Origin of the sequence: Herminiimonas fonticola, assembly GCF_003293745.1 — a bacterium.
Lineage (GTDB): Bacteria > Pseudomonadota > Gammaproteobacteria > Burkholderiales > Burkholderiaceae_D > Oxalicibacterium > Oxalicibacterium fonticola.
Map to the genome: position 1 here is coordinate 892,731 of NZ_PTLZ01000001.1, position 17,059 is coordinate 909,789.

Annotated in this window: 18 protein-coding genes; 11 read left to right on the forward strand and 7 right to left on the reverse strand. The window is 52.3% G+C overall.

From position 1 onward, the window contains the following. Positions 1-90: 90 nt before the first annotated feature. The 5 genes from Hfont_RS04445 to Hfont_RS04465 all read right to left on the reverse strand — a co-directional run bounded on the left by Hfont_RS04445 (position 91) and on the right by Hfont_RS04465 (position 3,195). Complete coding sequence (locus Hfont_RS04445; protein ID WP_112990986.1) at positions 91-417, reverse strand: barstar family protein; 327 nt, start codon at positions 415-417, stop codon at positions 91-93. A 4-nt stretch (positions 418-421) separates the two neighbouring features. Next, positions 422-868: an ExbD/TolR family protein gene (locus Hfont_RS04450; RefSeq protein ID WP_112990988.1), complete on the reverse strand. Its 447-nt coding sequence runs from the start codon at positions 866-868 to the stop codon at positions 422-424. Positions 869-914: 46 nt separating this feature from the next. Beyond that, positions 915-1,604, reverse strand: coding sequence for a MotA/TolQ/ExbB proton channel family protein (locus Hfont_RS04455; protein ID WP_112990989.1), 690 nt, complete (start codon positions 1,602-1,604; stop codon positions 915-917). Between the two features lie 73 nt (positions 1,605-1,677). Beyond that, positions 1,678-2,484 carry a 4-hydroxy-tetrahydrodipicolinate reductase gene (gene dapB, locus Hfont_RS04460; protein WP_112990991.1) on the reverse strand — a complete coding sequence of 269 codons (807 nt, stop codon included), beginning with the start codon at positions 2,482-2,484 and terminating at the stop codon, positions 1,678-1,680. Positions 2,485-2,514: 30 nt separating this feature from the next. After that, on the reverse strand, positions 2,515-3,195 hold the full coding sequence (locus Hfont_RS04465; protein WP_112990993.1) for an outer membrane protein assembly factor BamE: 681 nt from the start codon (positions 3,193-3,195) through the stop codon (positions 2,515-2,517). Between the two features lie 76 nt (positions 3,196-3,271). Between Hfont_RS04465 and fur the strand changes: the two genes are divergently transcribed. Next, entirely contained in the window at positions 3,272-3,697 is a 426-nt protein-coding gene (fur, locus tag Hfont_RS04470) for a ferric iron uptake transcriptional regulator (RefSeq protein ID WP_112991706.1), read from the forward strand. Between the two features lie 76 nt (positions 3,698-3,773). On the opposite strand, the gene hrcA is transcribed toward fur, so the two are convergent. Next, the gene (hrcA, locus tag Hfont_RS04475) at positions 3,774-4,802 is read right to left on the reverse strand and encodes a heat-inducible transcriptional repressor HrcA (protein ID WP_112990995.1); all 1,029 of its coding nucleotides are present in this window, start codon (positions 4,800-4,802) and stop codon (positions 3,774-3,776) included. 136 nt (positions 4,803-4,938) lie between these two features. Next, entirely contained in the window at positions 4,939-5,631 is a 693-nt protein-coding gene (locus tag Hfont_RS04480; protein WP_112990997.1) for an HAD family hydrolase, read from the reverse strand. Between the two features lie 113 nt (positions 5,632-5,744). On the opposite strand from Hfont_RS04480, the gene Hfont_RS04485 reads away from it, so the two are divergent. The 10 genes from Hfont_RS04485 to Hfont_RS04530 all read left to right on the forward strand — a co-directional run bounded on the left by Hfont_RS04485 (position 5,745) and on the right by Hfont_RS04530 (position 16,982). Next, on the forward strand, positions 5,745-6,683 hold the full coding sequence (locus tag Hfont_RS04485) for an NAD kinase (protein WP_112990999.1): 939 nt from the start codon (positions 5,745-5,747) through the stop codon (positions 6,681-6,683). Positions 6,684-6,845: 162 nt separating this feature from the next. Beyond that, positions 6,846-8,495 (forward strand): DNA repair protein RecN, encoded by a 1,650-nt coding sequence (recN, locus tag Hfont_RS04490; RefSeq protein ID WP_112991001.1) that lies wholly within the window; start codon positions 6,846-6,848, stop codon positions 8,493-8,495. A 93-nt stretch (positions 8,496-8,588) separates the two neighbouring features. After that, positions 8,589-9,695 carry a ferrochelatase gene (hemH, locus tag Hfont_RS04495; RefSeq protein WP_112991003.1) on the forward strand — a complete coding sequence of 369 codons (1,107 nt, stop codon included), beginning with the start codon at positions 8,589-8,591 and terminating at the stop codon, positions 9,693-9,695. 505 nt (positions 9,696-10,200) lie between these two features. Continuing rightward, a complete protein-coding gene (gene grpE / locus Hfont_RS04500; protein WP_112991004.1) occupies positions 10,201-10,737 on the forward strand; it encodes a nucleotide exchange factor GrpE in 537 nt (178 codons plus the stop codon). Positions 10,738-10,831: 94 nt separating this feature from the next. Continuing rightward, positions 10,832-12,775 carry a molecular chaperone DnaK gene (dnaK, locus tag Hfont_RS04505; RefSeq protein ID WP_112991005.1) on the forward strand — a complete coding sequence of 648 codons (1,944 nt, stop codon included), beginning with the start codon at positions 10,832-10,834 and terminating at the stop codon, positions 12,773-12,775. A gap of 178 nt (positions 12,776-12,953) precedes the next feature. Continuing rightward, complete coding sequence (gene dnaJ / locus Hfont_RS04510) at positions 12,954-14,084, forward strand: molecular chaperone DnaJ (protein WP_112991007.1); 1,131 nt, start codon at positions 12,954-12,956, stop codon at positions 14,082-14,084. Positions 14,085-14,196: 112 nt separating this feature from the next. Further along, positions 14,197-14,784 (forward strand): chalcone isomerase family protein, encoded by a 588-nt coding sequence (locus tag Hfont_RS04515; RefSeq protein ID WP_241523008.1) that lies wholly within the window; start codon positions 14,197-14,199, stop codon positions 14,782-14,784. A gap of 210 nt (positions 14,785-14,994) precedes the next feature. After that, positions 14,995-15,687, forward strand: a complete 693-nt coding sequence (can, locus tag Hfont_RS04520) for a carbonate dehydratase (protein WP_112991010.1) — start codon at positions 14,995-14,997, stop codon at positions 15,685-15,687. 46 nt (positions 15,688-15,733) lie between these two features. Then, on the forward strand, positions 15,734-16,588 hold the full coding sequence (ypfJ, locus tag Hfont_RS04525) for a KPN_02809 family neutral zinc metallopeptidase (RefSeq protein ID WP_112991011.1): 855 nt from the start codon (positions 15,734-15,736) through the stop codon (positions 16,586-16,588). Between the two features lie 100 nt (positions 16,589-16,688). Then, entirely contained in the window at positions 16,689-16,982 is a 294-nt protein-coding gene (locus Hfont_RS04530) for a chorismate mutase (RefSeq protein WP_112991013.1), read from the forward strand. The last annotated feature ends 77 nt before the right edge of the window (positions 16,983-17,059 follow it).

The window sequence follows — 17,059 nt, forward strand, 5'->3', positions numbered from 1 at the left end:
GAATGTAGATACGAACCAGTGATTATACTGGTTCACCCACCCGGATGGCGTGTCGGTAGCCGGGCAATTGCGAGCTTGCCCGGGGTGAACTCAAGCTAGCTTGAGTTCCAGCGCCGGATTTTCGCCATAATCGGCGTAGCGTTCGTTGATGCCTGCTATGCAGTAGGCGACTTCTTCGAGGAGGTCGGGGGCATTTTTACGCAAAATTTCTGCGTGATCGACGACGATTTGCAGTTTTTCATTCGGCTTCAGAAGGAATTTCGTCATGTTCTCTTCATCGCGCAGATAACTGAGGCAATCGACCCAAGCGTCCATACTGCAGCCGTAGAAATCGGGAAAGCCGAATGCAGTCTTGCAAGCAGCGTGAAAGGCATTCCAGTCGGCGATGGTTTCGCCATTCAAATGTACTACAGCCATGGATTTACTTTGCTTGTGACGATGTTGGTGGCGCTGAGGTCGGTATGTCGGTAACGAAGCCCAGCTTGGTCAAGCCATTGGTTTGTGCTGCGGCCATGACTTGCGCGATGACTTCGTAGCGCGTGCCTTTATCGGCGCGTAACTGTAATTGCGGTTGTGGCTGCTGCTTGGCTGCGACGATCAACCTGCTGTTAAGCGCGTCTTGTGTGATCGGATCGTTGTTCCAGAAGATCGCACCTTCACCATTGATGGAAAGGGAAATCGTGCTTGGTTCGGTAGGTGCAGGTGCAGATTGCGCAGCCGGCAAGTCGAGCTTGATTGCATGCGTGAAAAGCGGCGCGGTGATGATGAAAATCACCAGCAACACCAGCATCACATCCACCATAGGCGTGACATTGATATCCGCCATCGGAGCCGGTTGCTTGTTGTCGTTGAATCCGCCGAATGCCATGTTTTGCTCCTACGCCTTTTTACCAATTTTCATCGGGAAGACGACGTCATTTGCCGACGCGTGCGCCTGTGGTCAGATAAGCATGCAAGTCATGCGCAAACGCATCAAGTTCGGCGAGTGTGACGCGATTGACGCGGGTAAATGCGTTATAAGCCAGTACGGCGGGAATTGCTACAGCGAGACCAAGCGCTGTCATGATCAATGCTTCGCCAACCGGGCCGGCAACCTTGTCGATTTGCACGGTGCCGGAAGTGGAGACCGCTATCAGCGCGTGATAAATACCCCATACGGTACCGAACAAGCCGATGAAAGGTGCGGTGGAGCCGACCGATGCCAACAGCGTAAGGCCGTTTTCGAGGCGTGCCGAGACGCGATTGATTTCCTGCCGCAGAGTACGCGTGATCAATTCACTCAGATCCGTATTGGCATTCAGTGAGTTGGCGTGCGGTTTGATGTTCGCTGCTTCGGCACTTTGCGCGGCCAAAGGCGTGTAGACGTTTTCACTGTCGGCCAGTTTGATGGTGGCAATTGCATCGGACAGCGTGGGCGCTTGCCAGAAACCTTCCAGCGCTGCGGCGCTGCGGCGTATGCGCCATGAACTCCAGCCTTTTGACAGGATGTAATACCAGCTGAGTATCGACATGATCAACAGCGCATAAGCGACGGCGTGCGACACCGCGTCGCCTTGTGCCCAGTAATGCACCAGACCCAATCCTTGTTCTGCAGTGGAGTTCATGTTGTTTATCTGAATAGGCTGGATTGATAGGTTGCCGCTTGCGTTGCTTGTTCTACTGATTGCTATCGACGATTCAACGCAGGCCCAATACGTCCTGCATGTCGTACAAACCGGTTTTCTTGTCGGCCAGGAAGCGTGCCGCACGCAGACTGCCGTGCGCATACGATACGCGGCTCGACGATTTGTGCGAAATCTCGATGCGTTCACCGTCGCCGGCAAATAGTACGGTGTGGTCGCCGATGATATCGCCGCCGCGCACAGTGGCAAAGCCGATAGACGATGGATCGCGCGCGCCGGTCACGCCTTCGCGCGCCCAGACTGCGACATCGTTCAATTCCTTGCCCAATGCGCCGGCAATCACTTCACCCATCTTGATCGCGGTGCCGGACGGTGCATCGACCTTGTTGCGGTGATGTGCTTCGATAATTTCGATGTCATAGCCTTCGGAAAAATTCTTCGCGGCCATTTCCAATAATTTCATTGTCACGTTGACGCCCACACTCATATTCGGCGCAAACATGATCGCGGTTTTTTCTGCGGCGGCGGCAATCGCTGCCTTGCCTGCTGCATCGAAACCGGTCGTGCCTATGATCATCTTGATGCCGTGTGCCGCGCAGTATTTCAGGTGTTCAAGCGTGCCTTCGGGACGGGTGAAATCGATCAGGAAGTCGGCATTTGCCAAACCTTTGGCGAAGTCCGATTCGATCAGAACGCCCGATGGTTTACCGAGAAATGCGGCAGCGTCTGTGCCGATTGCCGGCGAAGCGGCGATATCCAGTGCGCCCGACAAGGTGGCATCGTCAGCATTGACGATGGCTTCGACAAGCATGTGGCCCATGCGGCCGGACGCGCCAGCAACTGCGATTTTCATTTGATTCATGCGTAAATGGTGTTCAGTGTGTTCAAGGAATTATTTGACTTTTGCTTTGTCGGCAATGCGGTTCAGATAGTCTTTTTCGGTAGGCAGATCACCGCCTTCAAAAGTCGATACCAGCTTGTCCTTGAAGAAAACCGTCACGCGGCTGGTGGTAATTTCGCCATTGCCTTTTTGCAGACGGAAAGCGTAATCCCAGCGGTCAGCGTGAAATACATCGGTCAGTAAAGGTGTGCCGAGCAGGAAGATCACCTGATCTTGCGTCATGCCTGGTTTCAACTGGGCGACCATTTCTTGCGAAACGAAGTTACCTTGCTGAATGTCAGGGCGATAAGGACGGAAAATACCGAGGAAGCGTTTTTCCTGTTTGGTTTGCACGCCAGTTGATGTGTTTGCCTGTGTTGCGACTGGAGTGGCGATAACGGTTGTGGCTGCAACCGGAGCTTCTGTCGATGCTTGGGCAGCAACAGGAGTTGCGTTCGGTGTGGCGTCAGCGGTTGGCGCAGGCGTCACTTTTGCTTCAGCGATAGGTGCTGGAGCAGAGGCTTGTACCTGTACTGCAGGCGGCGCAGCCGGTTTGGCTTTTGCCGCGACGGGCGCAGGTTCTTCCATCAAAGGATTTTTCGATGCGCAACCCGTCAGGGCAGTTGCCAGCAACAAGCAAAACGTACCAGCGAGAGCCGGGGCACGATTAAAATTAGGGAGCAGCATTTGCATAATGAATCTCAAGGGATTGAGCAATTGTACGAAAACGCTATATGATAAGGCAGATATCCTCAATCTGAACAAGAACATGTCCAACAATCCATCCGAATTAAAAGCTAGCGGTCTGAAAGCGACGCTGCCACGCCTGAAAATCCTCGATATTTTTCAGAATGCCGAAGTACGCCATCTGAGCGCCGAAGACGTCTACAAGATGCTGCTGGCAGACAACCTCGATGTCGGTCTGGCAACCGTCTATCGTGTTCTGACGCAATTCGAGCAAGCTGGCTTGCTGCAACGCAATCATTTTGAAACCGGCAAAGCGGTGTTTGAATTGAATGAAGGTTCGCATCATGATCATCTTGTGTGCCTGGATTGTGGCAAGGTAGAAGAATTCTTCGATGCGGAGATCGAAAAGCGCCAAGTCAAGATTGCGAATGAGCATGGGTTTGAGATCGCTGATCACGCATTGGCGCTGTACGGTCACTGCAAGGATTGCCGCAAACCGAAAAAATAAGTTTCGGCCATTTGTAGAAAAAGCCACGCATCTTTATCGGATCGCGTGGCTTTTTTATTTAATGGAGCTAGTTTGATTAAGTGTGTATGTGGCTGAGTGCGTTCGATAACAGTTTGGCCGTGATATCGACAATCGGAATCACGCGTTCGTAGGCCATGCGGGTCGGTCCGATCACGCCCAATGTACCAACTACCTTGCCATTGACCGTGTAAGGCGAGGTCACCACACTCATCTGATCCATCGCGACCAGATTTGATTCGCCGCCGATGAAAATTTGTACGCCGGTGGCCTTGCTGGAAACGTCCAGCAATTGCATCAGGCTGGTTTTTTGTTCAAACATATCGAACAATTTTCGTAGCGACACCATATTCGATGACAGGTCGCTCACGCTGAGCAGATTGCGTTCACCGGAAATAACCACATCGTCGCTACTGTCATTCATGGCATCGCTGCCGGCTTCTACCGCAGCTTGCATCAGACGCGTCATGTCATCTTGCAAAGCTTTCAACTCACTTTGCAAACGGATTCTTACTTCGTCAAAACTCAGACCGCCGTAATTCTGATTGATGTAGTTGGCGGCTTGTATCAATTGTGATGGCGAATAGTCGACATCGGTTAGCAGCAGCCGGTTTTGCACATCGCCGGTGGGGCCGACAATGACCAGCAAGATGCGTTTTTCCGACAGACGTAAAAAATCGATTTGCTGAAATACCGATTCGCGCCGTGGCGTTAATACGATGCCGGCGAACTCGGATAGCGAAGACAGGATTTGCGCTGCATTCGAAATGATTTTTTGCGAAGAGCCGGTTTGCAGCGTGCTCTGCAATTTGGATTCTAGTCCGCTTTCATCGATCGTTTGTACCGTCAGCAAGGTATCGACAAAGACGCGATAGCCGCGCGGTGTTGGGACACGTCCGGCGGAAGTATGCGGGCTGGCGACGAAGCCCATTTCTTCCAGGTCGGCCATGATGTTACGTATCGTCGCCGGCGACAGATCGAGTCCGGAAATCTTGGAAAGCTCGCGCGAACCGACAGGCTGGCCGTCCGCTATATAGCGTTCGACCAAGGCTTTCAGTAGTGTTTGTGCGCGGATATCGAGTTGCATGATGGTCGTATTGTAATGAGTAGCAATGCGGGACGGCAAGAGGTGCAGCCTACACGATGTACACGTTTTATTGCTGGCTTATCTATGCCGGCAATTTGTCGCTGAAAGTCGGGCTGTCCAACTTTCATTCTGTTGATTATGCGCGTTTAAGCCAGGCATCGAGTTCGTGCAGCGTAGTGCAGGTGGCTGTAGGCACAATATGATCCGGCAAAACACGCTGAAAACGGTTCATCCACACTGCTTGCAAGCCGGCGTTTTGCGCGCCTTGAATGTCCAGCAAGGGGTCGTCGCCGACGTATACCGCTTCATGCGGCGCAATGGCGAGGGCGTCGCACGCAGCAAGAAAGATTTCCGGATGGGGTTTTGCGCTGCCGAATTGATGCGCTGCGATCGAAGTTTGGAAATGTTCGGAGATGCCAATTGCAGCCAGATCAGCAAAACCGTTCGAAATCGAACCGAGCTTATATCGCTCGTTCAAACTCGTCAGAGCCGGTACCACATCGTCGAATAGCACAACGTTATTGCGTGCCTCTGAAAATACCGCCATCGCCTGATCGACCAGTTCCTTGTTTTCGCTGGTGAGGTGGCAGGCTTGCGTCAAGGCGGCGTGGCGCAAGGCCCACACATTGAATTGATATTCGGGTTTGGTCGGTAACAGCTTCATACGCAGTTCGCGCAGTTCCTCATTGCTGAAGCGCTGAACAACGCCCGGAATATGCAGAGTCAGCCAGTCGTAGAGCACGGCCTCGGCCTTGACCAGTGTTGGTACCAGCGGCCATAAGGTATCGTCCAGATCGAATAAAACGGCTTTGACGGGGGAAGACTTCATGCGGTGAAAGATCCGATTCTGCAAATGAATTTGCCAGGCTATTCAAAAATTATTCCAGCCCATGCTGCATCGCATAGTGCAAGAGAAAGGGGAATTATGGTCTAATCTGCAGCATGTTGCCTACCTCACATTCCTACACCCCCTCGTCTTTTCAAACGATTGCGATTTTCGCCAAGCAAAAGCCTAGCGAGACTGCGCATTCAGCAGACGATATTGCCCACTCTTTAACGCAAATCGCCGATTTTCTAAAAGAAACCGGCCGCCGTGTAGTTTTCGGTACGCAAACCGCGGATCGCTTCCACCTCGATCATTATGAATCCATGGATTTGGCCGATATTGGTGAGCTTGCCGATGTGGCGATTGTGGTCGGCGGCGATGGCACCATGCTCGGGATTGCGCGTCAATTGGCGCCGTATAACGTGCCGTTGATCGGGATCAATCAGGGCAGGCTCGGTTTCATAACCGATATCTCGCTCGATGACATGATGCCTTTGCTGCAAGAAATGTTGAGCGGCAAGGTTTCGTCCGAAAAGCGCAGTCTGCTGCAAGGAACCCTGGAGCGGGATGGTTCCGTGATGCATCACACGCTGGCTTTCAACGATGTCGTGCTGTCGCGCGGATCGGGTTCCGGCATGGTCGAATTGTGCGTGCATGTCGACGGTCACTATATGTATAACCAGCGTTCCGACGGCTTGATCGTCGCGACGCCGACCGGCTCGACGGCTTATTCATTGTCTGCCGGCGGCCCTTTGCTGCATCCAAGTTTGTCCGGCATTGTGCTGGTGCCGATTGCTCCGCATGCATTGTCGAATCGTCCTATCGTGGTGCCTGAATCAAGTGAAATCGTGATCGAAGTCGTCGGCGGTCGTGACAGTAACGTCAACTTCGATATGCAATCCGTTGCGCGCCTGCAGCAAGGTGATCGCATCATTGTGAAAAGCTCGGAACATACGATTACCTTCCTGCATCCTGAAGGCTGGAGTTACTACGATACGCTGCGCGAGAAATTGCACTGGAACGAATATCCGTCGGTACAAGGGCGGTTAAAATAATTCTGGTGATGATGCGCAGGTTTGTATTGCAGTCATCGTTATTTGCAGCATCGTTTGAGTTTTAATTCAGCCACATCGATTCAAAGCTAATTTGTCGCTTGCTGCACCATATTTTGTACTTGCTGCAGCAAGGTCGAACCACCCGGGAAGATATTTATCCACATGTTGCGCACGCTTTCTATCCGCGATTTCGTGATCGTCGAAGCTATCGAACTTGAGTTCTCATCCGGCTTCTCGGTATTTACCGGCGAAACCGGCGCGGGAAAATCGATACTGATCGATGCATTGGCATTGGCTCTGGGCGGCCGTGGCGACGCCAGCGTAGTGCGCGAAGGCGCGGCCAAGGCAGATATCACGGCAGAGTTTTCCGCAAGCGCTGAACTCAATGGCTGGCTGGCAGAAAATGAATTCACCAATGAAGAAGGCGGCGCTTTGCTGCGCCGTGTTATCGATAACGCCGGTCGCTCCAAGGCCTTCATCAATGGTATCGCCGCGACGGCTACGCAACTGCGTGAACTTGGTGAAAAATTGGTCGACATTCATGGCCAGCATGCGCATCAATCTTTGCTGAAACAGGATGCGCAACGCGTATTGCTGGATAACCAGGCCGGTTTGCAGGATGAGGTGAAAGCGGTTTCCGTCGCATATAAAACATGGCGCGCACTCGCCAAGCAACGCGAAGAATTCGAAACCAATGCCAAGAACGTTTTGCTGGAGCGCGAACGTCTGGAATGGCAAGTCGGCGAACTGGAGAAATTATCAGTCAAGCCTGGCGAATGGTCCGACATCAGCAACGAACACAGCCGTCTGTCGCATGCGGCCAGCCTGATCGAAGGTGCGCAAGATGCGTTGACGCTGATATCCGAATCGGATACCGCACCTATGTTGTCGCAACTGTCTTCGCTGAATATCCGCATCGGCAAACTGGTCGATCTGGACGCTGGTTTGCAGCCGGTACTGGATGCACTGGAACCTGCACGGATTCAATTGCAGGAAGCGGTCTATGCGCTGAATGATTATTTAAGCCGCGTCGAACTGGACCCTGCGCGCTTGCGTGAAGTGGAAACGCGTCTGGAAAATATCCATTCCGCTTCGCGTAAATTCCATGTGGCGGCGGATGACTTGCCGCAAGAACTGGAAACCCTGTCCGCGCAATTGAAACAGCTGGCCGACGCCAGCGATCTCGATGCCTTGCGCGCGCAGGAGGAAAAATTGAAAGCCGCTTACACGACTGCGGCGCAAAAATTATCGAAGGCACGTACCAAGGCCGCGAAAGCCTTGAGCGATGCGGTGACTGCGGCCATGCAGGAACTCAGCATGACAGGCGGAAAGTTTGCGATTGCCTTGCAAGCTTGCGAACCCGCTTCCTATGGCATGGAGCAGATCGAATTCATGGTTGCCGCGCATGCCGGCACCACGCCGCGACCGCTGGCTAAAGTAGCGTCGGGTGGCGAACTGGCACGGATAGCATTGGCGATTTCTGTCATCACATCGAGTGCAACCGCGACACCGACCCTGATTTTCGATGAAGTCGATAGCGGTATCGGTGGCGGCGTGGCCGAAGTCGTTGGTCGCCTGTTGCGCAAGCTTGGGCAGGATAGGCAAGTCTTGTGCGTTACGCATTTGCCGCAAGTCGCCAGCCAGGCCAATCAGCATTTTCAAGTCAGCAAGCAAAGCAATATGGGCAAAACCTTGTCATCCATCGATGCACTCGACGATCATGCACGGGTGGAAGAAATTGCCCGCATGCTGGGCGGGCTGGAAATCACCGCGACTACGCGCTCGCATGCACGCGAACTGTTGGCAACTTGAGTAAGTCGATTGCTTCGCACATCGCGTTTTTGTGCGCTCACTTGGACTCTTATTTACTTGCTCCTTTGCAGCACTCACCACATTTGAATCGCCATGCCCTTTAGAACCGAACCGCCGTACACCCACGGCAGCGTGCCAAAAACGGCCGTCGTACTGATCAATCTCGGTACGCCGAACGCGCCGACCTCGTCGGCAGTGCGAGCTTATTTGAGAGAATTCCTATCCGACCCGCGTGTGGTGGAAATCCCGCGCGCGATCTGGTGGTTGATTTTGAATCTGATTATTCTGCCGTTCCGCTCCGGTAAGTCGGCGAAAAAATATGAGTCGATCTGGACTGATGATGGGTCACCGCTGAAAGTGTATACCCAGAAACAGGCCAAGCTGCTGAGAGGTTATTTGGGCGCGCGCGGCCATGAGGTCAGGGTGGAGTACGCGATGCGTTACGGCAGCCCATCGATACCGGAAGTATTGCGTCAGTTGAAGGCGGAAGGTTGCGACCGCATTCTGGTATTGCCTGCCTACCCACAGTATTCGGCTACGACGACGGCATCGATATTCGACGCGGTGTTCAAGCATTACGCGCAAGAGCGTAATGTGCCTGAACTGCGTTTCATCAAGCATTACCATGACCACGACGCCTATATCAGTGCGTTGCAAAAGTCAGTGCTTGCTCACTGGGACATGTCTGGTCGTCCGGACAAGCTGATCATGAGTTTTCATGGCGTACCGAAGCGCACCTTGCTGCTCGGCGATCCCTATCATTGCGAATGCCACAAGACGGCACGTTTTCTGGCAAGGGAACTGGGTTTGACCGAGGATCAGTATCTGGTGACTTTCCAGTCGCGTTTTGGCAAGGCGGAATGGCTGCAACCGTACACCGCACCTACCGTCAAAAAGCTCGCGCAGGAAGGTGTCAAACGCATAGATGTGATTTGTCCCGGCTTTACCAGCGATTGCCTGGAAACGCTGGAAGAAATCGCGATGGAAGTGCGCCACGATTTTATGCAAGCAGGTGGCCAAGACTTTAACTACATTGCTTGCCTGAACGAAGACGATGCGTGGATCAAGGCCCTGGCGCAAATTGCGGAATTGCACATGATAGGCTGGCCGACTATTTTGTCGCCCAGCATGCGGGAAGAACGCGATGCGCAGGCGCAGCTTTCGCAGGAAGAGGCTAAACGGCTGGGCGCTTCAAGTTAAGTGCGACTTTGGTGTCGATGTTGGAAACCTGCTGGCGGGATGCGTGGAAAGCGGCCGCGGTGATTTTGATAAAGCGATACTAAAGCGCTAATTCCGAGGGGAAATAGCGTCTCAGAGTGTATTTTTTGCTCTCATACTGCATCTGATTGGCTATGCTGTTGCTACAGGTTGGCATAGCAAATGACTGTAACCGCGATAGCGGTATAAGCCACAATCGAGACGGATATAACAGGCAGTTTCACGATGCGCTCCTTGGGCGACGATGGCATCAAAAAAGAACCATCTCAAACTATAGCCTAGTTCGCGCGGGGGAAAATACCATCCCATGAACAAGTGATTTTTGTAACAAGACACTCGTAACGGGCTTTCAAGCGGGATATCATCCCGGTTTTGCGACTCCATGCAAATTTCACAGGAATACCCCTTGAAATAGTAAGGGATAGCCCCATTTGCTGTTTCGCATTGGTATTTTTTGCCATAACTCATTGATTGTTGGAGATTTTTCATGCAAGACCAGGATAAATACGCGGAACAAGCCGCCTCGATCGACCAGTCGGCCGCGACCGAAGCCGCGGCACTTGAGCAAACTCTGGAAGAGCAGCTCGCCGCTTCGCAGCAGCTGGTGCAGGAATTGCAGGATTCCTTCTTGCGTGCCAAGGCTGAAGTCGAGAACTTCCGTCGTCGCGCTCAGGAAGACATCACCCGTGCGCACAAGTTTGCGATCGAAGGTTTTGCCGAAGCAATGGTTCCGGTAAAAGACAGTCTGGAAATGGCTTTGCAAGTAGAAGCGCCATCTATCGAATCCATGAAAGAAGGCGTAGAGATGACCTTGAAGCAGTTGAATGCTGCTTTCGAGAAAAATCGTTTGCTGGAGATCAAGCCACAGCAAGGCGACAAACTGGATCCTATGAAGCATCAGGCGATTTCGATGGTGCCGGCCGAGCAGGAAGCCAACACGATCGTCAGTACGCTGCAAAAAGGCTATTTGATCGCAGATCGTCTGTTGCGACCGGCCTTGGTGACCGTCGCGCAAGAAAAATAGCTTGAAAGCGCGCAGTCGCACCGCATATTAAAAACATATCAAATTTCGTATTTAACCAATATTCCGTATTACAGACATTAAGGGAAAGACCATCATGGGCAAAATCATCGGTATCGATTTAGGCACGACCAATTCATGCGTAGCAATCATGGAAGGCGGCAAGCCTAAAGTCATCGAAAACTCGGAAGGCGCACGTACTACGCCATCCGTTATCGCCTATCAGGAAGACGGTGAAATTCTGGTTGGCGCACCTGCCAAACGCCAGGCTGTCACCAATCCAAAGAACACGCTGTACGCAGTCAAGCGTTTGATCGGCCGCAAGTTCGATGAAAAAGAAGTACAGAAAGATATCGGCATGATGCCGTATCAAATCGTCAAAGCCGACAACGGCGATGCATGGATCTCGGTGCGCGACAAAAAGCTGGCAGCACAGCAAATCTCCGCAGAAATTCTGCGCAAAATGAAAAAAACCGCTGAAGATTACCTCGGCGAAGAAGTGACCGAAGCGGTCATCACTGTTCCTGCCTACTTCAACGACGCACAACGTCAGGCAACCAAAGACGCTGGCCGTATCGCCGGTCTGGACGTCAAGCGCATCATCAACGAACCAACTGCAGCTGCGCTGGCCTTTGGCCTCGACAAAGGTGGCAAGGGCGACCGTAAGATCGCTGTGTATGACTTGGGCGGCGGTACCTTCGATATCTCGATCATCGAAATTGCTGACGTCGATGGCGAAATGCAATTCGAAGTGTTGTCGACCAACGGCGACACCTTCCTCGGCGGTGAAGATTTCGATCAACGCATCATCGATTACATCATCGACGAATTCAAGAAGATCAACGGCCTCGACCTGAGCAAGGACGCGATTGCGCTGCAACGTATCAAGGCTTCGGCAGAACGCGCGAAGATCGAACTGTCGTCGTCGCAACAAACTGAAATCAACGAACCGTATATCGCTATGGCGAACGGCGCACCTGTCCATTTGAACATGAAGATCACACGTGCAAAACTGGAATCGCTGGTTGAAGAACTGATCGCGAAAACCATCGAGCCATGCAAAATGGCAATCAAGGATGCAGGCGTCAAAGTATCTGACATCGACGACATCATTCTGGTCGGTGGTATGACCCGTATGCCTAAGGTGCAAGAGAAGGTTAAAGAATTCTTCGGCAAAGAACCACGCAAAGACGTCAACCCTGATGAAGCGGTTGCAGTCGGCGCAGCAATTCAAGGTTCGGTCCTGTCCGGCGATCGTAAAGATCTGTTGTTGCTCGACGTTACACCACTGTCACTCGGTATCGAAACCCTGGGTGGCGTGATGACGAAGATGATTCAGAAAAACACCACGATCCCGACCAAGTTCAGCCAAGTGTTTTCGACCGCTGATGACAATCAACCTGCGGTAACTATCAAGGTTTACCAAGGCGAGCGTGAAATGGCAGTTGGCAACAAAGGCCTGGGTGAATTCAATCTGGAAGGTATTCCACCATCGGCACGTGGTACGCCACAAATTGAAGTTACCTTCGACATCGACGCCAACGGCATTTTGCATGTAGGGGCGAAAGACAAGGCAACCGGCAAGGAAAACAAAATCACCATCAAGGCAAACTCTGGTTTGACCGAAGAAGAAATTCAAAAAATGGTGCAGGACGCCGAAGCCAATGCTGAAGAAGATAAACGCTTGAAAGAAGTCGCGGAAGCGCACAACCAGGGCGACGCGCTGGTGCATTCGACCCGCAAATCGCTGGCTGAATACGGTGACAAGCTGGAAGCCGGCGAGAAGGAAAAAATCGAAGCAGCAATCAAGGATCTGGAAGAAGCATTGAAGGGTAGCGACAAAGCTGCCATCGATGAAAAATCCGCAGCCTTGTCGGCCGCTGCGCAAAAACTCGGCGAGAAGATGTACGCCGATATGCAAGCACAACAAGCTGCCGGCGCAGCGACGGGTGATGCAGGTGCCGATGCTGGCCATGCAGAATCCAAGGCACAACAGGATGATGTCGTCGATGCTGACTTCAAAGAAGTAAAAGACAAATAATTGATTGGTCAAGCGGCCTGGATGTGAATGGCAAAGCTGTCTGGCGCTTCGATTGATTGTACGAAGTGCTTTGATTTGTTAATCGTCTGATGTCGTAAGACTCGCCGGGTTCAAGGTTGAAAAACCTCGACTCGGCGTTTTGCATAAATAAGTACAGAAAGAAACAGGGTGCCTACAGATGGCAAAGCGTGATTTTTACGAAATTCTTGGTTTGGCAAAGAATTCTTCCAATGAAGAAATCAAGAAAGCCTATCGCAAGCTGGCAATGAAACACCATCCGGATCGCAATCCGGACAGCAAAGGTGCTGAAGATAAATTCAAGGAGGCAAAAGAAGCCTACGAGATGTTGTCTGATCCGCAGAAGCGTGATGCCTATGACCGCTACGGTCATGCCGGCGTAGACCCGAATATGGGTGGCGGCGGCGGAGCTGGCGGTGGCGGTTTTGCCGATGCCTTCGGCGACATATTCGGTGACATTTTTGGTCAGGCCGGTGGTGGTCGCGGTGGTCGTGGTGGCCCGCAGGTTTATCGCGGTGCCGACTTGCGCTACAACTTGGAAATCACGCTGGAACAAGCAGCGCACGGTTACGACACCACGATTCGTGTACCTTCGTGGGATAGTTGCGACACCTGCGACGGCAGCGGCGCCAAACCAGGCACCGCGCCAGTCACGTGTACGACTTGCGGTGGCCATGGCCAGGTCAGGATGCAGCAAGGCTTCTTCAGCGTGTTGCAAACCTGCCCGAAATGCCATGGCAGCGGCAAGATCAATCCTTCGCCATGTAATGCATGTAGCGGCGCCGGCAAGATCAAGCGCAACAAAACGCTGGAAGTCAAAATCCCGTCCGGGATCGATGACGGCATGCGTATACGTTCATCCGGTAATGGCGAGCCTGGCATGAATGGTGGTCCACCTGGCGATCTGTATGTGGAAATTCGCATCAAGCAACACGCGATGTTCCAGCGTGAAGGCGATGATCTGCATTGCGAAATTCCAATCTCGTTTGCAAAAGCGGCCTTGGGCGGCGAAATCGAAGTGCCTACCTTGAGCGGCAAGGCATCGTTCACTATTCCTGAAGGCACGCAGTCGGGCAAGACTTTCCGTCTGCGCAGCAAGGGTATCAAAGGCGTGCGCTCCGGTTATGCCGGCGACTTGTTTTGCCACGTTGTGGTGGAAACGCCAGTCACACTGACCGAACGCCAAAAGGAATTGCTGCGCGAGTTTGAAGAGTTGACGATTGAAGGCGGCTCGAAACACAGTCCGCAAACCAAGTCCTGGAAAGACAAGGTCAAGGAATTTTTCGAATAAGTTTTTGCATCTGTTCCAAAAAATGCCGGTCGATTTTTCGACCGGCATTTTTTTTGTTGATCGCTTTGCGACAAGGTTCTATGCTGCTCTTACAACAATCAAAGGAGACGCCATGAAACCGTTTAAAGCAATCGGCGGCATGCTGGCCGTATGTTGCGCTCTGTTCTTTGCTCACGCAGCAACTGCGGTGGAAGTAGCGGGTGTAAAGCTGGACGACAGCATCAAGTTGGCTGGGCAGGATCTTAGATTGAATGGGGCCGGCATACGGACCAAAGTGATTTTCAAGGTATATGCGATCGGCTTGTATCTGACAGACAAGAAAACGACTACGGCTGATGTCATGGCAGCTCCGGGTGCGCGGCGCGTCACGCTGGCGATGTTGCGCGATGTCGGTAGCGACGAATTCGGCAAAGCTTTTAGCAGCGGTATTGAACAAAATACCGATGCTGCCGAGCGCGCTGCACTGACTGCACCGATGGCAAAGTTCAATGCGATGTTTGCTTCTGTTGCCGAGCTGAAGCAGGGCGATGTACTGAACCTGGATTGGGTGCCTGGTAGCGGCATGGTAGTGCTTCTGAATGGCAAGAAAATACTTGAGCCGATTGCCGATCCGACGTTTTACAACGCAGTATTGCGCATCTGGCTGGGGGCAAAACCGGTCGACGATAAACTGAAGCGCCAATTGCTGGGAGAGCAGTAAGCTATATTTTGGTGCAATTGCTCTTGTGGCCAGCGTTGCATCAAGCAGAATGTTTTTAAAAATCGTCGGTTAATTTTACCGGCGATTTTTTTCGTCTATGAAATGATGGCGAAGCTCATGCCGCCCATCCATTCGCGATATTTCCGGATAAAATGGCAACCATTGCAGATACGCCGCTTGCGTATCGAGCCAGTAGCCTGATTGATTGAAATGACAGATAAAAAGAAAGAAGTACTCGAACTGGAACAGTTGTTCCAGAAAAATCGTGATTGGGCAGCGGAAAAGGTAGCGGAGGATCCAAACTTTTTCGTCAAGCTTGCGGCACAACAATCGCCTGAATATTTGTGGATAGGTTGCTCTGACAGCCGTGTGCCGGCGAATGAAATTGTCGATCTGGCGCCAGGTGAATTATTCGTTCACAGGAATATCGCCAATGTGGTGGCGCATTCCGATTTGAATTGTTTATCGGTACTGCAGTTCGCGGTGGATGTGCTCGGCGTCAAGCATGTGATTGTATGTGGTCACTATGGCTGTTCCGGCGTGCATGCCGCGATGACGCGTCGACGCGTAGGTTTGGCGGACAACTGGTTGCGCCATGTGCAGGATGTGCATCAAAAGTATGGTCGTTATCTTGGCGATACCTTGCCTACGCAAGCGCAGCATGATCGTTTGTGCGAATTGAATGTGATCGAACAGGTTGCCAATGTGTGTCGTACGACCATCGTGCAGGATGCATGGGAACGTGGTCAGGAATTGACGATACACGGCTGGGTTTATGGCTTGAAGGATGGCTTGTTGAGCGATCTGGGCGTGACCATCGATTGCCCGGATGCGGCCGATGAGAAATTGAAAAGCAGTTTTGCACGCTACGAAGTTGAAGTCCTTACACATTCTGCTACCTGATTTTATTCACGATCATTTCCGGTGATACAACCGGGCTGGAGACGCCATGAAATGGGAAGGTAATCGCGAAAGCGACAACGTTGAGGACAGGCGTGGCAGTGGTGGCGGTTTTGGCGGGCGTTCGATAGGTATTGGTACCATCGTCATCGCATTGCTGGGCTCGTATTTTTTTGGCGTCAGTCCGACCACGATTATTAATTTATTGAGTGGCGGTGGTGGCCAAATCACGCAACAGGAAGCACAACGTCCGCCAGCCGATGATCAAACTGCGAAGTTTGTTGCAACGGTACTGGCCGATACGGAAGATACCTGGGGACCGATTTTTCGCGAGAGTGGTGCGACTTACGTGAGGCCAAAACTGGTACTGTTTTCCGGTCAGACGCCCACAGCCTGCGGCACCGGCGATACTGCGGCAGGACCTTTTTATTGCCCCGGCGACCAGAAGGTGTATATCGATCTGGAATTTTTCCAAACCATGCGCGATCGCTTCCGTGTATCCAGCAACTTTGCACAGGCTTATGTGATTGCGCATGAAGTTGGCCATCATGTGCAGCACATCAGCGGCATCATGGACAAGGTAGAACAGGCAAAGCGCGGCGGATCGCAAAAGCAGGCGAATGCCTTGTCGGTCAAGGTGGAACTGCAGGCGGATTGCTTCGCTGGCGTGTGGGCCTATCACGCCAATCAGGCGCGCAGCATTTTGGAAGAAGGTGACGTCGAAAGTGCCTTGAAGGCCGCCAGCGCAATTGGCGACGATACCTTGCAGAAGCAGGCTCAAGGACATGTCGTGCCGGATTCATTTACACATGGCACATCGGCACAGCGTGTGAACTGGTTCCAGCGCGGGATTCAAGGCGGTGATTTGAATAGCTGCAATACCTTTGCCGCCAGACAGCTTTGATTACGGTAGTTAATTACAATACTTAATTACGATATTTGATTACACTCGCGCGCTTGCAGAGTTGAGTAGCAGGTCGTGTGGATTGGGCAGGAGAGAATAAATGGATGATTCCGAATTGGCTGCACTGCGCGTCGAGATCGACAAGATCGATGCACACATCGTTGAACTGTTAGCGCAGCGCTTCAACATTACCAATCAGGTTGGTGTGCTGAAGGCGCAGAAGAAATTGAGTGCAATTGATCCGGAGCGCGAAGCACGGCAGGCGCAACGCTATACCGAGCTGGCAAATGAATTCGGCGTGAAGCCGCAAGTGGTGCAGAATTTGTTTCGCAGCATCATCGACGAAGTCGTCATCAATCACCGCGCGATTGCCGTGCAAACGGCGTTCCAATAAAAATGCAGCAACGATTAAGAGTCGTTACTGCATAAAGTCACATCGGTAATTCATTGATCGTTGCAGCCTTTGATGGC